Genomic DNA, 23640 nt, shown 5'->3' with positions numbered 1-23640 from the left:
TCTTCACGAAATATGTGAGCGCACCATGTAAGCCGATATTACTCGCATCGGCTGGGTTCTGCACCGCAGTGATTCACCCCGGCTTGCGAGCGATGAAGTCGATATAAGCGGCGAGACCTTTGCCGCTTTGGGCTTCGCGGGTGTATTCTGCGACTTCGAGAATGTCCCAGCCGGGGAAGGCCTCTTGCAGGGTTTTGGCGGTATACATGTTTTCCACAAAGGGCGGTCCGCCAGTGCCGAGCGCGACTTGTTCGGGTGTGTAGCCATGCAGCATGATCAGGCCACCCGGTTTGGTGGCTTTACGCATCTTGGCAAAGAGTTTATTGCGCTCAACCGGGCCAGTGAACTGAACGAAGAAGCCGGTGACGATATCGAATTCGCCCTCAAAGTCCTGGGCCAGAACGTCGACTTGGCGGAAATCGACGCTGACGCCGCGCTCATCTGCTAAGGCGCGCGCTTTGGCCAGCGCGGAGGGGGAGAATTCAAGGGCGGTGACCTGCATGCCCTGCTGCGCCATGAAGACGGAATTGCGCCCTTCGCCTTCAGCCACGCAAAGGGCTGTTTGACCGGGTTTGAACCAGCGTTCATGTTCGATCAGGAACCGCGCAGGGCTTTTGCCGAAAACATAGTCGGGGGTGGCGAAACGTTCTTCCCACATGGGCGGGCCTTTCTGGGTTTGCTGAACATGATGTGTGCACGCGAAGAACGGCACGACCCGTCTTACATAGGCAATACCTGTGCCCGACCCAAGGGGGAAGCCGAGGGCGGGATAGCGTATGTGCAGGTACGAGTCGGAACGCGCGGCTGAAATGAGAAACGCCCCGTTGGATACAACGGGGCGTTAGCGATGCACCAAAGGTTGGGGCGCGTTATTTTTGCGGCAGCGGTGAGATCATCATGATCATCTGGCGGCCTTCCATCTTCGGCATGTTATCGATCTTGCCGATCTCGGCCACGTCATCGGCCACCCGTTCGAGCAACTCGCGGCCCAAATTCTGGTGTGCCATTTCGCGTCCGCGAAACCGCAGAGTGATCTTGACCTTGTCGCCGCCGTTGAGGAATTTCACCACGTTTCGCATTTTCACGTCGTAATCGTGCGTGTCAGTGTTGGGCCGGAATTTGACCTCTTTGACTTCGATGATTTTCTGTTTCTTGCGCGCTTCAGCTTCGCGTTTCTGGGTTTCGTATTTGAATTTACCGAAGTCCATGATCTTGCAGACTGGCGGAGCGGCGTTGGGCGATATTTCGACGAGGTCGAGACCGGCCTCTTCGGCCAGTTCCATGGCACGTTCCGGCGTGACCACGCCGTGGTTTTCGCCTTCGGCGCCGATCAGGCGGATTTCAGAGCCACGGATTTTGTCATTGACGCGGGGGCCGGTATCGCGCGTTGGGGGCGCGTTGTGAGGTCTGCGGGCTATGGTTTCGTTCCTTCGGTTGTTGGATATCTTCTCAAGGCCGGAAGGTATCTCTGCGAGGGCCGCACTTCAAGCGGCAAAATTCTGTGAGGATTTCGCCTGAATGTGCCGGATTTGAGCACAAGCGGCGGCGTTTTCCCCCTTGCAGGTTTCATCGGACACGCGCATCTGGCATGTGTGTCAATTGACTCGCCCGGGGGTGAGGTTGAACTTTCAAGAGGACTGAAAAGATGAAGAATTTGCTCTGGGTCATTCTGGCCGCTGTTGTGATCGGCGGGGGATATTACGTGTATTCGGAAAACGCCCGCGAAACGGCGGCGATAAAGGCCGCAGAAGAAGCCGCTGCCGAGGAGGCCGCTGCTGCTGCCAAGGCGGTCGAGGAAGAAGCTGCAAAAGCGGCAGAAGCCGCGATGAAGGCTGAGGAAGAGGCCAAGAAAGCCGCTGAGGAAGAAGCCAAGGCAGCGGAAGAAGCGGCCAAGGTGGCAGAAGAAGAGGCCCGTCAAGCGGCGGAAGAAGCCGCGATGAAGGCCGAGGAAGAAGCCAAAGCGGCGGAAGAAGCAGCCAAGGCGGCGGAAGAAGAAGCGGCCAAAGCGGCTCAAGAAGCGGCGATGAAGGCCGAAGAAGAAGCCAAGGCAGCGGAAGAAGCAGCCAAGGCGGCGGAAGAAGAAGCTGCCAAAGCGGCGGAAGAAGCGGCGATGAAGGCCGAAGAAGAAGCCAAGGCAGCGGAAGAAGCGGCCAAAGCGGCAGCAGAGGAAGCTGCCAAGGCAGCCGAGGAAGAAGCTGCCAAGGCTGCCGAAGAGGCGGCCAACGCGGTAGAGGAGGCACCTGCCACCCTGACCGACATGCTGACGCCAGAGGGGTTCGATCTGGACGCAGTGACCAATGTGATTGATGATTCGTCGATGGGCGCGATCCAGAAGACCACGCTGAAAGCGGCGATCAAGCAAGCCAGTGACAATCCCGACGCGCTGAAAGCTGTGCTGGATCAGGTCAAGGAAGCGTTGGGCCTTTAAGGCGCGCTCGTTAAGCAAGAAGAAGGCGCCCGACCGGGAGGTGAGGCGCCTTTTTCGTGGGTGAACCCAACAGGGGGCGAACCCCCGGAACGGATTTTCTAGATCAGTCGAGGAAAGCCTTTTCGACCACATATTGTTGCGGGTCGGAGTTGGCACCTTCTTTAAGCCCGTATTCTTCCAGCATCGCCTTGAGTTCGAGATTGAAGGCGAGGTTGCCGCAGATCATCGCGCGGTCGTTCTTGGGGTTGATCGGCTCGACGCCAAGATCCTTGTAGGCCTCGCCCGAACGCAACAGATCAGTGATCCGGCCCATCTTCGGGCTCTCTTCGCGAGTGGTGGTCGGATAGTATTTGATCTTTTTCCAGAAGCCTTCGCCGATCACTTCGTTGAGGAGTTCATCGTGTTCAAGTGCGGCGATCAGTTCGGCCCCATAGGTCAGCTCGCCCGCCTCGCGGCAGGTATGGGTGATGATGATTTCGTCGTAATCCTCATAGGTTTGCGGCTCGCGCAGGAGCGAGGCGAAGGGGGCAAAGCCTGTGCCCGTGGCAAAGAACCACAGGCGTTTGCCCGGCAGCAGCGCATCATGCACCAGCGTGCCGACCGGTTTGGGGCGCAAGATGATCTCGTCGCCGGGTTTGATATGTTGCAGCTTGGATGTGAGCGGGCCGTCCTGAACCTTGATCGAGTAGAATTCCAGTTCTTCGTCCCAAGAGGGTGAGGCGATGGAATAGGCACGCAGGAGCGGCTTTTGCTTGCCGGTCTTTGGGTCAGGATCGCCCATCAAGCCGATCATCACGAATTCGCCAGAGCGAAAGCGCAAGCTGGCGGGGCGGGTGCATCGAAACGAAAACAGCCGGTCGGTATAATGTTTTACCTCGGTGATCTTCTGAGCGTCGGGCAAGGTGGGTACCTTGGGTGCGGCGGTGGCTTTGGTGTCTGTCACTGGGCTTTGCTCTGTCATATTGTTAGTGGGCAAACGAATTGCCTCTCCATATCATATTGCGGCGTTTTTTGAAGGTGTATTTGCCTTGCGTCGTTGATCTGGCGCAAATGCGGTGCGTCCGAAGAGGCAGACGCACCGCATTGGCCAGCGAGGAGCCGGGGGAACAGGTGGCTCGCTCAGACGACAGGATCAAGCAGCAGGACTAGGCGGCCGGTGCGCGCAGCGAAGCCTGATGATCGTTTGATTGCCAGTCGGCGCGTGCGTGCCAGTCGGTTTCGCGCTGGCGGGTGGCGAGATCGGCAGGAATTTCGACCTCGTCAAAACCGGCGCGCCGGGCCATGGCATATTGATCGGCAATCAGTGGCCCATAGGCGCGCAGACGCCCGTCATAGCCCATCAGACGCAATTGGCGCGCGGTGGTGAAGCCGCGACCATCATTGAAGCTTGAAAACCGCACGCGGATGAGACCGAGGGAGGGCAGACGCGATGCGAGATCCGCGGGGTCGACCAAAGGATCGAGATCGAGGCCGGCGCCATTTTCGCCCGCAATTTCGCGCGGGTTGTCGGTAAAGCCATGCGGCCAGTTTTCGGCGATGAAACCGGTATCGTTGATCAGAACGGTGGGTGAGGCTGTCATCGGGCAATCCTTTCTGCGCGGCCATTCACGAAATGAATGCCGCATTCCTGTTTGTCGCTGCCCCGCCAGCGGCCAGAGCGCGGGTCTTCACCCGGAGCAACCGGTGTGGTGCAGGGGGTGCAGCCGATCGAGGCATAGCCGCGCGCGATCAGGGGATGACGCGGCAGGTCGTGCTGATCGAAGTAGCTGGCGATTTGCTCTGACGACCAGTTGGCCAACGGATTGAGTTTGAGCCTGGCGGTTGCGGGGTCTGTCTCCACAAGCGACAGCGCCGTGCGGCTGGGAGACTGGAAGCGTTTGCGCCCGGTAATCCAGCCGTCAAAACCCGAAAGAGCACGGGTGAGGGGCGCCGTTTTGCGCAAGGCGCAGCAGGCATCTGTATCGCGTTGGTGCAGGCTGTCATCGGGGTCAGCGATGGCCGTATCAGCGCGCAGGATGCGCAGGTCTGTGAGGCCAAGCCGTTCGGCGAGATCGCGCTGATATGCCAGAGTTTCAGGGAAAAGCAGCGCGGTGTCGAGAAACAGAATCGGCGTGGCGGGGTTGATTTGCGCTGCGAGATGCAACAGCACCGCCGCCTCGGCACCGAAGGAGGAGACCAACGCAATTTTTCCAAGCGCGCCGGACAAGGCGTAGTCGAGCAGGTCTTGGGTAGGCCGATCATCGAAGTGCGCATTCAACACCGCGACGTTGCGCGGATGCAGAATGCGGGAGCCTCCGGCGGGGATATTTTTGGCAAGATGAAGCATGGGAGCTGTTCACGCGGCCTTTTGAGTGTCGGGGTAGAGCGCGGCCTTGAATGGGGCGGCGCCGAGGCGTTGATAGGTGGTGAGGAAGGATTCCTCGTCATCGTCGCGCAGGTCGAGATAGGTTGTGATCAGGCGTTCGATGGCAGGCACGACCTCGTCATAGGAAAAGCCGGGGCCGGTGCGCTCACCCAGGTGCAGGTCATCGCCATCGGTGCCACCGAGGGTGAGTTGGTAGGTTTCAACGCCACCACGGTCGAGGCCGAGGATGCCGATATTGCCCAAGTGGTGATGGCCGCAGGCGTTGATGCATCCCGATATCTTGATCTTCATGGCGCCGATGGCGTCGTCAAAGCCGGTGTCGCGCAACATGGTTGAGATGTTCTGGGCCAGCGGGATAGAGCGCGCAGTGGCGAGCGCGCAATAGTCAAGTCCGGGGCAGGCGACGATATCCGACGCACGCCCGATATTGGCGGTGGCGAGGCCAGCCTTGAGCAAATCGCCGTAAAGTGCAGGGAGATCGGCCAGCGCGACATGCGGCAGGATCACGTTCTGTTCGGCAGAGATGCGCAACTCGGACAGCGAGTAGCGGTCGGCCAGATCGGCAAGTGCGCGCATTTGATCTGAGGTGGCGTCGCCGGGAATGCCGCCATGGGGTTTCAGCGACACGCTGACAATGGCGCGGGTTGCGACCTTGTGGGGGGCGACGTTGGTGTCGGTAAAGCTTCGAAAGGCAGGGTTGTCGGCGCGGGCCGCATGGTAAGGGGCGGGGTCACGGTGTTCGAACTTGGGCAAGGCAAAGCGTTGTTGCAGCTCGGCCAGCAAGGTTTGATCGGCGCCCCGGAAACTGGGCAGGCGGCGGGCGAATTCATCGTCGACAAGGGCGCGGATGTTTTCCAGCCCGTGTTCGTGAACGGCGATTTTGAGGCGGGCCTTGAATTTGTTGTCGCGCCGCCCGAGCAGATTATAGGTGGCCAGAACCGCCTCGATATAGGGCAGCAGGTGCCCCGGGGCGAGGAAGGGGTGCAGGACCTGACCGACCATGGGGGTGCGCCCCAAGCCACCACCGACGAGGATTTCGTAGCCGATAAGCCCGTCCTCGCGCCGGATGCGGATGGCGAGATCGTGGGATTTCAAGACTGCGCGATCCTGATCGGCGCCTGAAACGGCGATTTTGAACTTGCGTCCCAGAAATTGAAATTCCGGATGGTCGGTAGACCAGAGGCGCACCAGTTCGGCCAGCGGACGGGGATCGGCGATTTCATCCGCCGCAGCTCCTGCGAAGGGATCGGCGGTGACATTGCGGATGGTGTTGCCGCTGGTCTGGATGGCGTGCAGGCCGACTTCGGCCAGACGGTCGAGCATATCGGGGACGTCGATGAGGCGGGGCCAGTTGTATTGGATATTCTGGCGGGTGGTGAAATGACCATAGCCACGATCCCAACGTTCACCCAGTTCGGCCAAAACGCGCATCTGGGCCGAATTGAGCGTGCCATAGGGGATGGCAACGCGGAGCATGTAGGCGTGAAGTTGCAGGTAAACGCCGTTCATCAGGCGCAGGGGCTTGAATTCGTCCTCGGTGAGCGAGCCGTCAAGACGGCGGGCGACCTGGGCGCGAAACTGTGCGCTGCGTTTGGCGAGATAGGGATCGGGCTGCATGGCGGTGCCTCTGGGATTGGATTATTCGGCGGCGATGGAGACGGGGGTGTGCTCCATGGCGCCAAAAGCGATGGAAGGACCGGAGGCGCGCAGGGCTTCGCGGCGGGTGAGCGGGACGGGGCCGTTATCGGTGATCTCGACCGAGGCGAGATGGGCGTCGACCACAAGGCGCGTCTGACGCGTCGCCACCGAAAGACGAAAGTCGGCGTGATCGGCATCGTCGATGAATTCGGCCTGCACGATTTCGACGCTCCATTCATCGCAGCCCGTAAGATAGACCACTTCACCGGTTGCGAGTGCATTGGCGGTGACGACCTGAGAGATGGGATGAGCGGACATGGGAGGGCTCCTTCGGGGAATACGTTTGATCTTGGCCGTAGTTTAGGAAATAATTCCACTAAGACGCCAGATGGGCGGAGAGATAAGAACGTATGTTCTGGGCTGTGTATGAGGCGCCGGGATTGTTCGCAAAATGGGGAGTTTGAAAGAATGGCGGTTCGGCTGGATGATCTGGACAGGAAAATCCTCTTGGAGTTGCAGCGCGATGCGGGGCAATCATTGGATGATATTGCGCGCGAAGTGGGCTCATCGAAGACGCCGGTGTGGAATCGGATTCGCAAGATGCGCGAGGCTGGGGTGATCCGTCAGCAGACGGTATTGCTGGACGCGGAGGCGCTGGGATTTGAGGCGTGTTTCTTTGTGCTGATCCGCACAAGTGAGCATGAGGCGGACTGGCAGTCGCGGTTTCTCAGGGCGTTGCGAGAGCGACCCGAGGTGCAAGAGGCGCACCGGTTGGCTGGCGATATCGACTATATCCTGAAAGTGCGGGTGAAGAATGCGCGCGCTTACGACGCGTTTTATCAGGCGCTGATTTCCGAGGTGAAGGTGCATAACGTTACCGCGCTTTTGTCGATGGAGGAGATCAAAGCAGGGATGGCTCTGCCGCTTTGAGGGGCTGAAATTTCTGCAAGAATTCGGGCTGGTTCAGCGGGGGAAGCCAGCGAGACGATAACAGGTATCGCGCGGAGCCGATGGGACACGCGCAGCGGTGGCGTGTTCAGGTTGTTGTTCAAATTGAACTCGAAAGGCTTTAGACGATGACAATGGACAAGGGGCTGATCCGACGCGCCGGGCTGGGCCTTGGCTTTCTGTTTCTGGTGGGAGTGATGACCGCCGGAGTCTACGCCTATGGGTTGAGCCAGGCGCTGGACCAACTGGCAAGGCGGGGGCGGGCCGACCTGGAATTAGCGGCGGATCGGCTGACCGGACAATTGCAACGGTATCAGGATATGGCGGTCTTGCTGGCCGAACATCCGGCGCTGCGCGCGGGCGATCAGCAGGCCGTGGACGCGTTGTTGCTGGGGGCCGCTGACAGGACATCGGCGCTCAATGTTCTGCATGTCGATAACAGCGGGCGGGTCATGGCGGCGGCGCAACCGGGCGAAGGCGGTGGCGCAGGGCCGCATATCACACGCGCGATGCATGGCGCGCTCGGGGCGGCACACGCGGTTGTTGCGGATGGGCGGCGGGCGTATTTCGTAGCTGCACCCGAATTTGGGGCCGATGGACAAGTGCAAGGGGCGCTTGTGGTGGCTGTGGACGTCGACAAGGTCGAATCGAACTGGCGTGGTAGTCGCCCGGCAGTGTTTTTCACCGACCGACGCGGGGTCGTGTTTGTATCGAACCGTTCGGAAATCCTGTTTTGGCAACGCGATGGCAATGATCAGGCGAATGGGCTTCATCTACCGGGCGCGCCCGTGCGGGGGTTTGTGCGCCGCGATGTCGGGGGGCATGACATCTGGCGGCTCGATTGGGGGCCGTATATTCCGATGCACGCTATGCATCTGGCAAAGGATCTTCCGGTCATTGGAATGCACGCCGAGGCATTGGTAGACACCGGCCCGGCGACGCGGCTGGCGGGATTGCAGGCGGCAGTTTTTGCGGCGCTTTGGCTGGCCTTTGGTGCCTTTCTCTTTCTGGCAATGGAACGGCGGCGGGCCTTGGCCGAGGCCAATCGTCTGCTGGAAGCAAGGGTTGAGGCGCGCACTGCGGAACTGAAACAGGCGCAGGCCGATCTGGTGCAGGCCGACAAGTTGAGCGCGCTGGGTCGGATGAGCGCCGGGATCAGCCATGAGCTTAACCAGCCGCTGATGGCGATCCGGCAGTTTGCCGAAAATGGCGCTGCTTTTCTGGCCCGTGGGCAGGAGCAGGTGGCGGGCGAGAACCTGAGCCGGATTTCGGCGTTGGCGGTGCGCGCGGCGAGGATCATCAAGAACCTGCGCGCGTTCGCACGCAATGAAAGTGAACCGATGGGGCGTGTGGATCTGGTTCAGGTGATCGACAGCGCTGTTGAACTGACCGAAACTCAGGTGCGCACGGCAGGTGTCGTGCTGGATTGGCAGCGACCATCTAATCCGGTTCATGCGCTGGGCGGTGAGGTGCGGTTGTCGCAGGTTTTTGTAAATCTGATTAACAATGCAGTTGATGCGATGGTCGGCCAGACGGGTGAGAAGCGGATCACCATCGCCTTGCAGAGCGAGCCACGGCTGGCGGTGGCCGTGTGCGATACCGGGCCGGGTATTGCCGATCCGGCGAAGGTCTTCGAGCCATTTTATTCCACCAAGGAGGTGGGCGGTGCCACCGAGGAGGGCATGGGGCTGGGGTTGTCGATTTCCTATGGTCTGGTGCAGAGTTTTGGCGGCAATATACGGGGAAGTAATGCCGCCGATGGCAAGGGTGCGGTGTTTACGGTGGAACTGGACCATTGGCGTGAGGAGATTGCGGCATGACGCGAAGGGTTCTTTTTGTCGATGATGATGCGGCGGTGCGCACGGCGATGCACCAGACACTGGAGCTGAACGATCTGGAGCCGGTGGTGGCGGGATCATTCGTGGCGGCAAAGGATCATATCGTTCCTGGTTTTGCCGGGGTGATTGTTTCTGACATCCGCATGCCGGGGCGCGACGGTTTTCATCTTCTGGAGTATGTCCAGAACGTGGATCCGGAATTGCCGGTGATCTTGCTGACGGGCGAGGGCGACATTCCGATGGCGGTGCGGGCGATGGGGCAGGGCGCGTTTGATTTCCTCGAAAAGCCCTGTGCGCCTGCCGATCTGATCGCGGTGATCGAGCGGGCGTTGAAGACGCGCAAGTTGATTCTGGAGAACCGGCGCCTGAAGGCGCAACTGGAGGCGGGTGATCCGGCGGCGCGGCTGATCTTTGGCACCTCTATGCTGGCCAATGAACTGCGCGCACGGGTGCGCAGTGTTGCTGCGACGAAGGCCGAGGTGCTTGTCACCGGGCCACCGGGGGGTGGGATTTCAAAGATCGCCGAGGTGATTCACCTGATGTCGGACACCGCGCATGGCCCATTTGTGAAACGCCCCGCCGCAGGGGTGACGCCGGGCGAGATAGGCGAACTTTGCGGTGAAGCGGCGGGCGGCGCGCTGTTCCTCGATGAGATTGCTGCAATGCCCGAGGCGGCGCAGTATGATTTGCTGGAACGGTTGGAGCAGGGCGCGGAGGCCCGGGTGATCGTGGGAACAACGAGCAATCTGGCCGCGCGTGTGGCCAAGGGCAAGTTCAGCGCCGATCTGTTCTATAGGCTCGATGTGATGCGGGTGCGGATTCCGGCACTGAGTGAACGGCGCGAGGATATCCCCGTGCTTTATCGCCATTATGTGGCGCAGGCGGCGGAGCAGGCCGGGTTGGAGGCGCGCGAGGTTTCAGCAGATCATTTGGCCGGTTTGATGGCGCAGGATTGGCCGGGCAACGCACGCTCTCTGATGAGCGCGGCGATGCGTTTTGTTTTGGGAATGCCGGAGGAGGCGCAAGAAGCTGCCGAGTTGGGTCTTGGCGAACAGATGGCACGGGTGGAACGCTCGCTTCTGGTTGCGGCGCTGGGCCGACAGAACGGCAAGGCAAGTGCGGCGGCGCAGACGCTGAAGCTGCCGCGCAAGACGTTTTACGACAAGCTTGCACGTTATGGTATTCGACCCGAGGACTACCGACGCTGAGTTTGGCAGAGCGTTGCGCGGCAACGTGCTGAAATTGCGACATATCTGCTCGAAATTTCGCGATTGGCAGTTGGTGGCTTGAACCGATTGACCGGCTGCGGCCATCTTGGTGCGAGAAAACAGCGCGGCGAACCCGCGTATGAAAAGGACGGGCAAAGCCATGATGGCGCGATCTGCAATACCTCTTGTCGCTGCGGTTTGCGCCACGCTTGGCGCGGCACCGGCAACTGCGGGGCCAGATCGCTTTTCGGTGCTGTTGGGATCCAAGCACATCGGTGCCAGCGGGTTCAACGAGCTTAATCCCGGACTTTTCGCGTCTTGGGAAAAGGGCCGTATCGGGTATTCCCTTGGGGCGTATATGAACAGTTATGAGCGCGCTTCGGTTGCTGCCACGGCGCATCTAGGACTATTTGAGTGGCAAAACGGTGCATTGAGCGCTTTTGGCGGGCTGGCGTGGTATCCCAAGGATGGACACCGGTTTCAGACGCATCTCGGGAGTGATATCGTGGGCATCGGAGGGCTGGAATTGCGCTATGGCCATGTGTTCTTGCAGTTTCTGCCAACCGACGCGGGTGGGGCTTCCGGGCTTGTGACGTTCGGGTTGACCTGGGCGGTTGGCGATACACGCTAGAACGCAATCGGACCAAGATTGCTCGTCGTCCATGCGGTTCGGGCGATATCAGGAATCAATTTTCCAACTGTGCGATTTTTCGCACAAGTATACCGTCATGGTGTGCGAAAGTTCGCACATTGCGATCTGTTCGACTTTGGATCGGAATAAGAATTTTCTCATAACTTACGAATTCAAAAGAAAATAATCAAAATCCAGGGCGTTACTTAAGGACGGGCTTTACCGTCGGTCACGGCATCGTGATTATTACGATGTCTGCCCGATTATCGGGCATCTGGAAATTATCCTTGGGAGGAAACCAAATGAAATTTTTAACGACTGCTGCAACAGCAATGGCTCTTGCCGTTACTGCCGGCGCCGCAACGGCGAATGCCTGTGATGACGGCGAGATTGTCATCAAGTTTTCCCATGTGACCAATACCGACAAGCACCCGAAGGGGATTGCTGCCACGGTTCTGGCCGATCGCGTCAATACCGAGATGAACGGCAAGGCCTGCATGGAAGTGTTCCCGAACTCGACGCTTTATAACGACGACAAGGTGCTCGAAGCGATGCTGCAGGGCGATGTCCAGCTGGCAGCGCCGAGCCTTTCGAAATTTGAGCAGTTCACCAAGGTGTTCCGGATTTTCGATCTGCCCTTCATGTTCAAGAATATTGCCGCTGTGGACGAGTTCCAAAGCAGCGAAACTGGTCAGGCGATGAAAGAGTCTATGGTGCGTCGCGGACTGCTTGGCCTTGGGTTCTGGCACAATGGCATGAAACAGATGTCAGCTAAGAAGCCGCTGATCTCGCCCTCGGATGCTGCGGGCCTCAAGTTTCGGGTGCAGAACTCGGACGTTCTGAAGGCACAGATGTCGGCCATGGGCGCAAGCCCGCAGCCGATGGCTTTCTCTGAGGTTTATGGCGCGCTGCAAACCGGCGTTGTTGACGGGCAAGAAAACACCTGGTCAAACATCTATGGCCAGAAATTCTTTGAAGTGCAGGACGGTATCACCGAGACCAACCACGGCATCATCGACTACATGGTCGTTACGAGCGTGGATTGGTGGGAAAGCCTGCCGGAAGATGTGCGCACCCAACTGGGTACCATCATCACGGAAGTCACGGACAGCCGAAACGCGGCGGTTGGCGAAGTGGACGCCAAGGCCCGTCAATCTGTGCTGGATGCCGGCTCAACAATCCGCGAGCTGACTGATGAGCAGCGCCAGGTCTGGGTGGATGCGATGAAGCCAGTCTGGGAGCAGTTTGTGAGCGATGTTGGCCAGGAAAACATCGACGCGGCTCAGGCGATCAACGCCAAACATTGATTTCGGCATATGCCGTATGGCCCGGCCCCCGAAGAATGGGGCCGGGTCAATCATATCCGGAGTGGGGGATATCATGTCGGGTCATTACCAGCCCAAGTCGGCCTTTGGTCGCGTTGTCAATGAGATTGAGGAAACTGCGATTGCGGTGATCCTCGGATTAATGACGATCATTACTTTTATCAACGTGGTTCTGCGCTATGGCTTTAATACCGGCATCATCTGGGGGTTGGAGGCTGTTACGTTCCTATTTGCGTGGCTGGTGTTGTTCGGCGTGAGCTATGCGGTGAAAGTCACCGCACATCTTGGTGTCGATGCTTTGATCAACGTTTTCTCGCCCTCAATTCGCAAGATGCTGGCGCTGCTGGCAGGGGCGATCTTCATTATCTACGCCTGCCTGTTGCTCAAGGGGGCCTGGGATTACTGGGCCAACTTCGCCAATCTTCCGCAGACCACCGGGCGCTGGTTTCCGACCGGCATTGAGGAGATGAGGCGCACCTCTTATCGGGGTTGGTACGAGGTGGTCGACATTCCGTTCCCTGAATGGTTGCGCTTTATTGAGCCGATCATGAACGAGGGTGAGGAATACGAAAAAATACCACGGTTCATTCCATATTTCATCCTGCCGTTTGGCATGGCGTTGTTGCTGTTCCGAGTGATTCAGGCGGTCTGGAGGATCGCAATCGACGAGGCCGCAAGCCTGATTGTCAGCCACGAGGCCGAAGACGCGGTCGAAGAAGTGGCTCATTTGAACCGGGAGGCCTAAGTCATGGAAGTTGCAGTTCTTTTTGCGATCGTTATTGGATTGATGTTGATCGGCTTGCCGATCGCCGTCTCGCTGGGCTTGAGTTCGATCATGTTCCTGCTGGTGCTGAGCGATACCTCGCTTGCCGCGGTGGCACAGACGTTTTTCGAAGCGATGGCAGGGCACTATACGCTCTTGGCGATTCCGTTCTTCATCCTCGCATCGTCGTTCATGTCTACCGGGGGGGTTGCGCGGCGGATCATTCGCTTCTCCATCGCCATCGTGGGCCATTTTCCAGGCGGGCTGGCGATTGCGGGTGTTTTCGCTTGTATGATGTTTGCTGCGTTGTCGGGCTCATCGCCGGCGACCGTTGTCGCCATCGGCTCCATCGTAATCGCGGGGATGCGCCAGGTTGGCTATACCAAGGATTTCGCCGCTGGGGTGATTGCCAATGCGGGCACTCTGGGCATCCTGATCCCGCCGTCCATCGTTATGGTGGTCTATGCCTCGGCCACCGATGTTTCAGTCGGGCGGATGTTTCTTGCGGGCGTCATTCCCGGCTTGTTGGCGGGCAGCATGTTGATGATAACGATCTATGCCATCGCCAAGCTGCGCAATCTGCCGAAAGGCGAATGGCGCGGTTGGCGAGAAGTATGGGAGGCAGGTTCGGACGCGGGTTGGGGGTTGTTCCTGATCGTGATCATTCTTGGCGGCATTTATGGTGGTATCTTCACGCCGACCGAAGCCGCGGCGGTGGCTGCGGTCTATGCTTTCCTTATCGCCAACTTCGTCTATCGCGATATGGGACCGCTGAGCCGTCCCGAGGGTGAGGAAAATATCAGTCTGCTGAAGAACCCTGCCGCGCTGGTAACGGTGTTTTTCCACCGTGATACGCGTGATACGCTTTTTGAGGCTGGCAAGTTGACCGTCACACTGATGTTCATTATCGCCAACGCGTTGATCCTCAAACATGTACTGACTGATGAACAGATCCCGCAACAGATCGCGGGTGCGATGCTGAATGCGGGGTTTGGACCGATCATGTTCCTCGTGATCGTCAACGTGATCCTGCTGATTGGTGGCCAGTTCATGGAGCCGTCGGGGCTTATCGTGATTGTGGCACCGCTGGTGTTTCCGATTGCAATGCAACTCGGCATTGATCCGATCCATCTGGGCATCATCATGGTGGTCAACATGGAAATCGGGATGATTACGCCACCGGTGGGGCTTAACCTGTTTGTCACCTCCGGCGTTGCCGGGATGCCGATGATGAGCGTCGTGCGCGCGGCGCTGCCCTTCCTTGCGGTGCTCTTCGTCTTCCTTATCCTGGTGACATATGTCCCGATTCTGAGTACCTGGCTGCCAACCACCTTTATGGGGCCAGAAATTCTGACCCACTAGCCGACAACAGTAGGAAGTCATGAAAAGGCGGCCATTTGTGCCGCCTTTTCCATTCCCTATCCCATGAGACGCTCTAGACTAGGACAAGGCGTGCAGTAGGCTATAGGCTGATCCGTAAAGGGGAGGGCGTAAATGGGGACGGTGGTACTGAGTTTCGAGATGATGGCGGTAATGGCAATTCTGGGCCTCACCGTCGTGCTGTTTGTGACCGAGATTTTTCGGATCGACCTCTCCGCGATATTGATCATGGTGCTTCTGGGGATGCTAAGCCAGCTTCCGGGGCTCGAAAACCTGGCCGATACGCAGCATCTCTTTGATGGGTTTGCCTCCAATGCCGTAATCTCGATCATCGCGGTTATGATCATCGGGGCCGGATTGGACCGCACCGGGCTGATGAGCAAGGTGGCGGCCACCATCCTGAAGTATGGCGGCCGCACCGAACGCCGGATCATTCCGATCATTTCAGGCACCGTGGGGGTGATTTCATCCTTCATGCAGAATGTCGGAGCGGCGGCGCTTTTCCTGCCGGTGGTCAGCCGGATTTCGGTGCGCACCGGCCTTCCGATGAGCCGTTTACTGATGCCGATGGGATTTTGCGCAATCCTTGGCGGGACGATGACGCTGGTGGGTTCGTCGCCGCTGATCCTGCTCAACGATCTGATCATTTCGGCGAACAAGACCCTGCCCAGACATTCTGAGATGGAGCCGTTCGGACTGTTTTCCGTCACGCCTATCGGGGTTGCGCTCATCCTGTCGGGGATCGCATATTTCGTGATCTTCGGCCGTTGGGTTCTACCCAGCCGCGAGAGCGACAGGGATGGCAGCTCGGGCCATTCGGTGAAGGCGTATCTCAAGCGCGCCTACGGGTTGAAATCCGATATCGTTGAGGTGGTGTTTCCCGCCGGTAACCTCCTGGAAGGGGAGACATTTCGCGACGTGATGCAGGCCCACAACCTTTATATCATCGGCTCGTATCATGGAGGAAAGCGCTGGTTTGCGCCACCGGTGGATACGAAGATCACGACGCCCTGCCGGTTGGCGGTTCTGGGGCGGCGAAAGGTGATCGAGGAGGTGGCGAGTTGGTACGGGCTTGAGGTGCTGGCCGATCTCGACATCTTCGCCGAGGATTTTGCACCCACTGTGGCCGGGGTTGGCGAAGTGGTGGTGCCGCCCGACAGCCCGGTGATTGGCAAGACGCCGCTGGAGCTGGCCCTGCGGCGGACATTTGGGCTGAGCCTGTTGGCGGTGCATCGCGGCGGAGAGACCTTCAGCCTGGTCGAAACCAAGGAACATGAACCCCACGATATTTTGAGCATACCGATCCAGGCGGGTGATGCGCTGGTGGCCTTTACTGCGTGGGACGGATTGGCCCGTTTGGCGCGGGGGCGCGAATTCGTGGTTGTGACAACAGATTTCCCGCGCGAGGAGATGCGACCCAAGAAGGTGGGCTGGGCCTTGTTCTTTTTCGCCATCGCTTTGGGGTTGATCCTGTTCAGTGATGTGCGCTTGTCGCTGGCTCTTCTGGTCGGGGCGACGGGGATGATCGTGTCGCGGGTGCTTAGGGTGGACGAGGCTTATGGGGCGGTCAGTTGGTCAACCGTCTTCCTGTTGGCAAGCCTTATTCCATTGGGGCAAGCGGTGCAGAATACCGGAACGGCGGCATGGATTGCACACCATGTCATCCTGCTGCTTGAGGGCTGGCCGATATGGGCCTTGCAAACGGGGATCGCCGTGTTGGCCATGGCTTTTACGCTGGTGATGTCAAATGTTGGGGCGACTGTGCTTTTGGTTCCGCTGGCGATTTCGATCGCGATTGAGGCGGGCGGGGATCCGGCGATATTTGCCCTGACTGTTGCGATTTCGACCTCGAACTCGTTTCTGATCCCGACCCATCAGGTCAACGCGCTGATCATGGGGCCGGGGGGCTATAAGGTGGCCGATTTCGTGCGCTCGGGCAGCGCGATGACTGCAATTTTCCTCGTCGTGTCAATGCTGGTGATGAATCTTGTTTATTGAACGCCGGGAATCGGTTGGGAAGACAGGAGCGGGGGCCAGCCCCCGCACCCCCGGGATATTTCGGGCAAGATGAAGGGGTCAGGCAGCCTTTTCCAACGCCTTGATAATCGGGGAAAAATCTGCGGCCGTGAGGGAGGCGCCGCCGACCAGAGCGCCGTCTACATTGGGGACGCGGAAGATTTCGGCGGCGTTGTCGGGTTTGACCGAGCCGCCATAAAGGATGCGGGTGCCGCGGCCTACTCCGGCGCCGAAGCGGCGCTCAAGCCGGGTGCGGATGAAATCATGCACCTCGCCGATCTGCGCCAGTGTGGGTATCTTGCCAGTGCCAATCGCCCAGATTGGTTCGTAGGCGATGACAAGGTTTTCGGCGGTGCTGTTGTCGGGCAGGGAGGCGGCGAGCTGACCGGCGATGATGTCGAGCGTGTTGGCGCTCTCGCGTTGGGACAGGCTTTCGCCGAGGCAGATTATTGCGGTTAAACCAATGGCTTGGGCGGTGCGGGCCTTGGTGCGGACCATTTCGGAGTTTTCCTCGTGATTGGTCCGGCGTTCGGAGTGGCCGAGGATGACTGCGGTTGCGCCGGCGTCGCGCAGCATCTCGGCGGAAATATCTCCGGTATGGGCCCCGGATAGGGCGGTATGGCAGTCCTGTCCGCCAACGGATATCGGGCTTGACGCGGTGAGTTCCGACATCCGGTGCAGCAAAGTGGCGGGGGGGCAGATAAGCAGGTCAACTGTCGGATCTGAAAAGGTTTTTATCAGATTTTCGACCTCGTGCAGGGAGCGGCTGGTGCCGTTCATCTTCCAATTGCCTGCTGCCAGTTTGCGTCGCATCTTGATCCCCTTTTCACATCACGGTTGCGCTCTGATAGCGCGATGCTGCGCCTGAGAAAAGAGGAGCGGGGTTTGCGGACCGGGTTACTTGAGGTTCTGGGAGAGAGCTTCGTCGAATTTGATCGATTCGCCGCAGCCACAGGCCTCGGAAACGTTGGGGTTGTTGAATTCGAACCCGGACTCCAAGAGATTGATCTTATAGTCAATTTCCGTGCCAAACAGGAACATCTGGGCCATTGGCGCGATCATTACGCGCGCGCCGTCCTGCTCGACGATTTCGTCAAGCGGGTCGACCTCATCAACATAGGCCATGGTGTATTCCATGCCTGCGCAGCCGCCTTTCTTGACGCCGATCCGCAGGCCTTTGTGGCCGTCTTTCTGCATCAGTTTGGAGATTTGCGCAGCCGCTTTGTCGGTCATGGTAACGGCCTGTTTGCCAGGGATGCCAAACATGAGCTTCTCCTTTCAGTCCGTTGAAAACATTACATGAAGCCGAGTTCAAGCCGTGCTTCGTCGCTCATCATTTCCATGCCCCATTGCGGATCCCAGACGAGTTCGACATTGACGGTCTGAACGCCGGGAACCGGATTGATCGCATCTGCGACCCATCCTGGCATTTCGCCAGCGACAGGGCAACCCGGTGCGGTGAGGGACATGGTCACGTTGACGTCACCATCATCGCTGATCAGGATCGTGTAGATCAACCCGAGATCATAAATATTCACTGGAATTTCAGGGTCATAGACAGATCTGCACGCTTCAACCACCGCGTCATAAATCGGGTGAGTCGTGCTTGACGGCGCGATCAATGGGCTGCCTTCAAATGGTTCTGGTTGTTGGGTCATGGCGGGCCTCTGTATATCCTGACGAAACATATAAGGATTTAATGCGCGCACGTAAAGAGGCTGGGGTGCGACATGATTAACCACACAAGGTCATGGTTAACGCCAGCGCGCGGTGCAAATGGCGAGGGGTGAAACCCGGCTGCTGCCTGGCTGCCAAGCGTATGACATCAGATTCTGGAATGTATTAACCCGCGTTAAGGTTAACATGGCGTTCGCGGGGGCGAAGTGTCGGGTGGGGTCTTGGGCGTTGCCGATGGCGTGTCGCGTGGGCAAGCGGTCATTGCGGGTTCATTTTGTCCAGCGTGAGGATTTTTCGTATGCGATCCTGTCGGGGTCCATGAAATGGCCGATCATCGTTTCGGTCGCATGGTCGTAGGCGCTGGCGATGTCCATGTCGAGATGCGCATATGTGCAGGCTTTGCCCGCCGCAATCGGGCCGGGGTTTCGGGTGGCGAGGGTTTGCGCGAATGTTGCGACATGGGTGGCGATTTCGTCGCCGGGCAGTATTTCGTTTATGAGGCCGGTGCGCAGAGCCCATGCCGCGTCTTTAGGCGTGCCCGAGAGCAGGAGTTCCATCAGGTGCTTGCGCCCGACGGCGCGCGAGACGGTCACAGCGGGCGTTGTGCAAAAGCCGCCGTTGAGCACGCCGGGCAGGCAGAAGGTGGCGGTGTCGGACGCGAAGGCCAGATCGCAGGCGGTGACCAGTTGCAGACCGGCCGCCGTGGCGATGCCCTCGACCCGCGCGATGGTGGGTTTGGGGGCGTTGGTGACGGCCTGCATCATTGCGGCGCAGGCATTGAACAGGTCGCGCAAATACGCTTCTCCATGGTCGGCGTCAGAGCGGTGGCGGGCAATTTCCTTGAGGTCATGACCCGCGCAAAAGATGTGACCGGGGCCGTGAATGACGATGACGCGGGCGGCTTCATTGCTGCTGGCGGCGTCAACGGCGTTGTGCAGCGCCGTGATCATCGGAGCGGAAAGGGGGTGAGCACGGCCATTTCCCAGGGTGATGGTGAGCACGCCATTGTCCAGATCGGAACTGACGAGATCGGGTGTGGTCATCTGGTTCATGGCGGGTCTCCCTTTTGGGGCAGAGTTTGGCGCAAAGAACGGGGGGTTGTCCATGACTTGCGACGTGACGTAGCCGATGGGTTGGAGCGCCGCGCGCCTTGGTCTATGCAGGCGCAATCATGACAGGGGATGCGCCATGACTGAGCGATTTTCATTTGATCTGAAAGGCAGGGACGGCGCGGCGCGCACGGGCGTGATTTCAACCCCGCGCGGCGAGATCCGCACGCCCGCCTTCATGCCGGTGGGCACGGCGGCGACGGTGAAGGCGATGATGCCTGAAAGCGTGCGCGCGACGGGGGCGGATATCCTGTTGGGCAACACCTATCATTTGATGCTGCGCCCGGGGGCCGAGCGGATTGCCAAGCTGGGCGGGCTACACAGGTTCATGAATTGGGAGCGGCCCATTTTGACGGATTCGGGCGGGTTTCAGGTGATGTCACTGGCGGGGCTCAGGAAGCTGACGGAGGAGGGCGTGACCTTCAAGAGCCACATTGATGGCTCGAAACATATGCTGAGTCCGGAAACGAGCATGGAAATACAGCGCCTGCTGGGCAGCGATATCGTGATGTGTTTTGATGAATGCCCGGCGCTTCCGGCGGAAGATGCGGTGGTGGCCAAAAGTATGCAGATGAGCATGCGGTGGGCCAAACGGTCGCGCGAGGCATTTGGCGACAGGCCGGGCCATGCGCTCTTTGGGATTCAACAGGGGGGCGTCACGCGGGAGTTGCGTGAGGAGAGCGCCGAGGCGTTGAAAGAGATCGGCTTTGATGGCTATGCCGTTGGCGGGCTGGCCGTGGGCGAGGGGCAGGAGGCGATGTTTGGCGTGCTGGATTATGCGCCGGGGATGCTGCCCGAGGATTGTCCGCGATACCTGATGGGGGTGGGCAAGCCAGATGATATCGTCGGGGCGGTGAAGCGCGGAATCGACATGATGGATTGTGTTTTGCCGTCACGCAGTGGGCGCACCGGGCAGGTGTTTACCCGTCACGGTGTGCTTAACATCAAGAACGCGCGCCATGCGGATGATCCAAGAGCATTGGACGAGGAGTGTGGCTGTCCGGCGTGCCGGAATTATTCGCGGGCGTATCTGCATCATGTGTTTCGCTCGCAGGAGATTATCTCTTCAATGCTGCTGACCTGGCATAACCTGCATTATTTTCAGGACATCATGGCGGGGATGCGCGGGGCGATTGCCAAGGGGCAGTTTGGCGCCTGGGAGGCGGATTTTCATGCGGGGCGTGCGCAAGGCGATATCGAGCCTTTGTAGGGTGACGGGTGCGGCGCTCCCGCAGATGCGGGGCGCCCCGCCCACCGTCCCGCAATGCTGTTGAGCTACATGGGGCGTTTGATCGGTGTCGCCGAGGTATGTTCGGTGCGTGGGATTGGGGAAGCGTGATTTTGGACGGCGGCGTCTGGATGTCTGGCGGTGGTAGCGGGGAGAGGACGGGAGCCTCCGGCGGGGATATTTTTGGCAAGATGAAGGCGCGGTGGGCGTTTTTTGGGCGGACGATCATGGGAGCGTTTGGGGACAGGCGGGGAACAATCGGTGTCGCCTTGGGTTGTAATCTCAGCAACCGGAGGAAAGAAAGCCATGAGATTTGCACTGTTCGCGTTGAGTTGGATGGGGGTTGCGAGTGTTGCGGCGGCGGTGCTGGCCTGAGCCGCCAGCACGTCTGAATTTGCATCAACCCTGCCGGAATTGTGCCTTGCCCCTGTCGTGGGGGCGGGGCATTCTGTGTCTCAATGGTTGAAATGGTCCGGGGCAAGGCCCAATTAACCAATCGGAAACGTGGAGACGCCTTTGGCTGCCTCAAAGAGGGGTCGGGCGTCTTGCCAAGAACAAGGAAATGAGCAAATCATGAGCATGCAAGAGCCCCTTAACGCCTCTTATCCGGTGCTGCCGCTGCGCGATATCGTGGTCTTCCCCCACATGATCGTGCCGCTTTTCGTGGGTCGGGAGAAGTCGGTGCGCGCGTTGGAAGAAGTGATGGCGGACGACAAGCAGATCCTGCTGTCGAGCCAGATCGACCCGAGCGTGGATGAGCCCGAAGCTGATGGAATTTACAAGGCCGGGGTGCTGGCCAATGTGCTGCAACTGCTGAAGCTGCCCGATGGCACCGTCAAGGTGCTGGTCGAGGGTGTGGCGCGGGTGCGGATTGTGGAATATCTCGACAATGAGCATTTCTTTGAAGCGCGGGCCGAGTATCTGACCGAAATGCCGGGCGATGCGGCCACGATCGAGGCGTTGCAGCGCACCGTTACGGCGGAATTCGAGCGCTATGCCAAAGTGCGCAAGAACATCCCCGAAGAGGCGCTTGCAGCAGTAAGTGAAACCAATGCCTCGGCCAAGCTGGCCGATCTGGTGGCCGGACATCTTGGGCTGGAAGTGGAACAGAAACAGGACTTGCTGGAAACGCTGAGTGTCAGCGAGCGGCTGGAGAAGGTCTATGGCCTGATGCAGGGCGAGATGTCTGTTTTGCAGGTCGAGAAGAAGATCAAGACGCGCGTCAAGAGCCAGATGGAGCGCACCCAGCGGGAATATTATCTGAATGAGCAGATGAAGGCCATTCAGAAGGAGCTGGGCGACGGTGAGGAAGGCAGCAACGAGGTTGCCGAGCTGGAAGCCAAGATCGCCGAGACCAAGTTTTCCAAGGAAGCACGCGAGAAGGCCGAAGCCGAGTTGAAAAAGCTCAAGAACATGAGCCCGATGAGTGCGGAAGCTACGGTTGTGCGCAACTATCTCGACTGGATGCTGAGCATTCCGTGGGGTGTGAAAAGCCGCGTCAAGAAAGACCTGCACAAGGCGCAGGAGATTTTGGACGAGGATCACCACGGGCTGGTCAAGGTCAAGGAACGGATCGTCGAATACCTTGCCGTGCAGCAACGCAGCAAGAAGCTCAAAGGGCCGATCATGTGCCTTGTGGGCCCTCCGGGTGTGGGTAAAACCAGTCTTGGTAAATCCGTGGCGCGGGCAACGGGGCGCGAGTTCATTCGCATCTCGCTGGGCGGCGTGCGCGACGAGAGCGAGATTCGTGGCCACCGTCGGACCTATATCGGGTCGATGCCGGGCAAGATCATCCAGGCGCTGAAAAAGGCCAAGACGACCAACCCGCTTATCCTGCTCGATGAGATCGACAAGATGGGTCAGGATTTCCGGGGTGATCCGGCGTCGGCCATGCTCGAAGTGCTTGATCCGGAGCAAAACAGCACGTTCGTGGACCACTATATGGAAGTGGAATACGACCTTTCCAACGTGATGTTCCTGACCACCTCGAACAGCTATAACATGCCCGGGCCGCTGCTGGATCGGATGGAGATCATTCCGCTGGCGGGCTATACCGAGGATGAAAAGCGCGAGATTGCCAAGCAGCACCTGCTGCCCAAGCAGATCAAGAACCACGGACTCAAGAAAGACGAGTTTGAGCTTCAGGATAGCGCGTTGACTTCGATCATCCGCTATTACACCCGCGAGGCCGGGGTGCGGAATCTTGAGCGCGAGATCGCCAAGATCGCCCGTAAGGCGGTGACTCAGATCATCAAGAAAGAAGCTGAACATATTGTCGTAAGTGACGAGAATATAGACGATTTCCTTGGTGTGAAGAAGTTCCGCTATGGTCTGGCCGAAGAGGAAGATCAGGTCGGTGTCGTGACCGGGCTGGCCTATACTTCGGTGGGCGGTGAGTTGCTCAACATCGAAGCGCTGCGCCTTCCGGGCAAGGGGCGGATGAAGACCACCGGCAAGCTGGGCGATGTGATGAAAGAGAGCATCGATGCGGCCTCAAGCTATGTGCGTTCGATTGCGCCGCAGATCGGGGTGAAGCCGCCGCAGTTCGAGAAGTGGGACATCCACGTTCACGTGCCCGATGGCGCGACCCCCAAGGACGGGCCGAGCGCCGGGTTGGCCATGGTGACGTCGATCGTCAGCGTGCTGACCGGCATTCCGGTGCGCAAGGATATCGCCATGACCGGCGAGGTGAGCTTGCGTGGCAATGCGATGCCGATTGGCGGGCTGAAAGAGAAGCTTCTGGCGGCGCTGCGCGGGGGTATCAAAACCGTGCTGATCCCTGAGGAGAACGTGAAGGACCTGGCCGAAATCCCTGACAACGTGAAGGAAGGGTTGGAGCTTATCCCGGTCAAACACGTCTCGGAAGTGATTGAAAAGGCGCTGGTTTCTGCGCCGGAGCCTGTGGAATGGGACGAGGCGGCGGAAGAGGCGGCGGCCGCTGCCTTGGCCGCGAAGGGTGCGGGCAGTGGCGCGACGGCGCACTGAACCGGTCCTCCTTACGCTGAAAATTGGCCGCTTCCGGTTGGAGGCGGCCTTTTTCGTGGCGGAGCGTTGCGGGCCGGTTGGGTGACAGGCGGGGATACGAC

22 protein-coding genes are annotated in these 23640 nt (G+C 59.1%); 11 read left to right on the top strand and 11 right to left on the bottom strand.

Translation table 11 applies throughout. The features are described 5' to 3' along the window. Positions 1 to 73: 73 nt before the first annotated feature. Both LZG00_10655 and infC read right to left on the bottom strand, forming a co-directional pair. A complete protein-coding gene (locus tag LZG00_10655; protein MCF3594460.1) occupies positions 74 to 658 on the bottom strand; it encodes a class I SAM-dependent methyltransferase in 585 nt (194 codons plus the stop codon). 211 nt (positions 659 to 869) lie between these two features. Beyond that, positions 870 to 1331 (bottom strand): translation initiation factor IF-3, encoded by a 462-nt coding sequence (infC, locus tag LZG00_10650; GenBank protein MCF3594459.1) that lies wholly within the window; start codon positions 1329 to 1331, stop codon positions 870 to 872. Positions 1332 to 1645: 314 nt separating this feature from the next. On the opposite strand from infC, the gene LZG00_10645 reads away from it, so the two are divergent. Next, positions 1646 to 2428 (top strand): translation initiation factor 3, encoded by a 783-nt coding sequence (locus LZG00_10645; protein MCF3594458.1) that lies wholly within the window; start codon positions 1646 to 1648, stop codon positions 2426 to 2428. 103 nt (positions 2429 to 2531) lie between these two features. On the opposite strand, the gene LZG00_10640 is transcribed toward LZG00_10645, so the two are convergent. The 5 genes from LZG00_10640 to LZG00_10620 form a co-directional block, all read right to left on the bottom strand. Next, positions 2532 to 3389 (bottom strand): ferredoxin--NADP reductase, encoded by an 858-nt coding sequence (locus tag LZG00_10640; GenBank protein MCF3594457.1) that lies wholly within the window; start codon positions 3387 to 3389, stop codon positions 2532 to 2534. A 184-nt stretch (positions 3390 to 3573) separates the two neighbouring features. Next, complete coding sequence (locus LZG00_10635) at positions 3574 to 4008, bottom strand: DUF934 domain-containing protein (GenBank protein MCF3594456.1); 435 nt, start codon at positions 4006 to 4008, stop codon at positions 3574 to 3576. After that, positions 4005 to 4754 (bottom strand): phosphoadenylyl-sulfate reductase, encoded by a 750-nt coding sequence (locus LZG00_10630; GenBank protein ID MCF3594455.1) that lies wholly within the window; start codon positions 4752 to 4754, stop codon positions 4005 to 4007. Before LZG00_10630 ends, LZG00_10635 begins: the two co-directional genes overlap by 4 nt. Before the next feature lie 9 nt (positions 4755 to 4763). Then, positions 4764 to 6410, bottom strand: a complete 1647-nt coding sequence (locus LZG00_10625) for a nitrite/sulfite reductase (protein ID MCF3594454.1) — start codon at positions 6408 to 6410, stop codon at positions 4764 to 4766. A 21-nt stretch (positions 6411 to 6431) separates the two neighbouring features. Next, complete coding sequence (locus LZG00_10620; GenBank protein ID MCF3594453.1) at positions 6432 to 6749, bottom strand: DUF2849 domain-containing protein; 318 nt, start codon at positions 6747 to 6749, stop codon at positions 6432 to 6434. A 150-nt stretch (positions 6750 to 6899) separates the two neighbouring features. Between LZG00_10620 and LZG00_10615 the strand changes: the two genes are divergently transcribed. The 8 genes from LZG00_10615 to LZG00_10580 all read left to right on the top strand — a co-directional run bounded on the left by LZG00_10615 (position 6900) and on the right by LZG00_10580 (position 16522). Then, positions 6900 to 7361, top strand: coding sequence for an Lrp/AsnC family transcriptional regulator (locus LZG00_10615; GenBank protein ID MCF3594452.1), 462 nt, complete (start codon positions 6900 to 6902; stop codon positions 7359 to 7361). Positions 7362 to 7507: 146 nt separating this feature from the next. Next, entirely contained in the window at positions 7508 to 9199 is a 1692-nt protein-coding gene (locus LZG00_10610; GenBank protein ID MCF3594451.1) for an ATP-binding protein, read from the top strand. Next, positions 9196 to 10425, top strand: a complete 1230-nt coding sequence (locus LZG00_10605; GenBank protein ID MCF3594450.1) for a sigma-54 dependent transcriptional regulator — start codon at positions 9196 to 9198, stop codon at positions 10423 to 10425. Before LZG00_10610 ends, LZG00_10605 begins: the two co-directional genes overlap by 4 nt. A 160-nt stretch (positions 10426 to 10585) precedes the next feature. Then, positions 10586 to 11056, top strand: a complete 471-nt coding sequence (locus LZG00_10600; GenBank protein MCF3594449.1) for a hypothetical protein — start codon at positions 10586 to 10588, stop codon at positions 11054 to 11056. 302 nt (positions 11057 to 11358) lie between these two features. After that, the gene (locus LZG00_10595; protein MCF3594448.1) at positions 11359 to 12363 is read left to right on the top strand and encodes a DctP family TRAP transporter solute-binding subunit; all 1005 of its coding nucleotides are present in this window, start codon (positions 11359 to 11361) and stop codon (positions 12361 to 12363) included. A gap of 73 nt (positions 12364 to 12436) precedes the next feature. Beyond that, positions 12437 to 13126 (top strand): TRAP transporter small permease, encoded by a 690-nt coding sequence (locus tag LZG00_10590; GenBank protein ID MCF3594447.1) that lies wholly within the window; start codon positions 12437 to 12439, stop codon positions 13124 to 13126. Positions 13127 to 13129: 3 nt separating this feature from the next. Continuing rightward, the gene (locus LZG00_10585; protein MCF3594446.1) at positions 13130 to 14506 is read left to right on the top strand and encodes a TRAP transporter large permease; all 1377 of its coding nucleotides are present in this window, start codon (positions 13130 to 13132) and stop codon (positions 14504 to 14506) included. Between the two features lie 132 nt (positions 14507 to 14638). Then, positions 14639 to 16522 carry an SLC13 family permease gene (locus tag LZG00_10580; GenBank protein MCF3594445.1) on the top strand — a complete coding sequence of 628 codons (1884 nt, stop codon included), beginning with the start codon at positions 14639 to 14641 and terminating at the stop codon, positions 16520 to 16522. A gap of 78 nt (positions 16523 to 16600) precedes the next feature. On the opposite strand, the gene tpiA is transcribed toward LZG00_10580, so the two are convergent. The 4 genes from tpiA to LZG00_10560 all read right to left on the bottom strand — a co-directional run bounded on the left by tpiA (position 16601) and on the right by LZG00_10560 (position 19269). Beyond that, positions 16601 to 17353, bottom strand: coding sequence for a triose-phosphate isomerase (gene tpiA, locus LZG00_10575; protein MCF3594444.1), 753 nt, complete (start codon positions 17351 to 17353; stop codon positions 16601 to 16603). Positions 17354 to 17437: 84 nt separating this feature from the next. Then, complete coding sequence (locus LZG00_10570) at positions 17438 to 17806, bottom strand: iron-sulfur cluster assembly accessory protein (GenBank protein ID MCF3594443.1); 369 nt, start codon at positions 17804 to 17806, stop codon at positions 17438 to 17440. Between the two features lie 29 nt (positions 17807 to 17835). Next, positions 17836 to 18198, bottom strand: coding sequence for an SUF system Fe-S cluster assembly protein (locus LZG00_10565; GenBank protein ID MCF3594442.1), 363 nt, complete (start codon positions 18196 to 18198; stop codon positions 17836 to 17838). Positions 18199 to 18486: 288 nt separating this feature from the next. After that, a complete protein-coding gene (locus LZG00_10560; protein MCF3594441.1) occupies positions 18487 to 19269 on the bottom strand; it encodes an enoyl-CoA hydratase-related protein in 783 nt (260 codons plus the stop codon). A 136-nt stretch (positions 19270 to 19405) separates the two neighbouring features. On the opposite strand from LZG00_10560, the gene tgt reads away from it, so the two are divergent. Beyond that, complete coding sequence (tgt, locus tag LZG00_10555; protein MCF3594440.1) at positions 19406 to 20536, top strand: tRNA guanosine(34) transglycosylase Tgt; 1131 nt, start codon at positions 19406 to 19408, stop codon at positions 20534 to 20536. A gap of 597 nt (positions 20537 to 21133) precedes the next feature. Further along, complete coding sequence (gene lon, locus LZG00_10550) at positions 21134 to 23539, top strand: endopeptidase La (GenBank protein MCF3594439.1); 2406 nt, start codon at positions 21134 to 21136, stop codon at positions 23537 to 23539. The last annotated feature ends 101 nt before the right edge of the window (positions 23540 to 23640 follow it).

The sequence above is a fragment of the Rhodobacteraceae bacterium LMO-JJ12 genome (genome assembly GCA_021555075.1).
Classification (GTDB): Bacteria; Pseudomonadota; Alphaproteobacteria; order Rhodobacterales; family Rhodobacteraceae; genus JAKGBX01.
The sequence above is the reverse complement of the archived record's forward strand: the minus strand, read 5'-3'. Positions and strand labels throughout refer to the sequence as shown.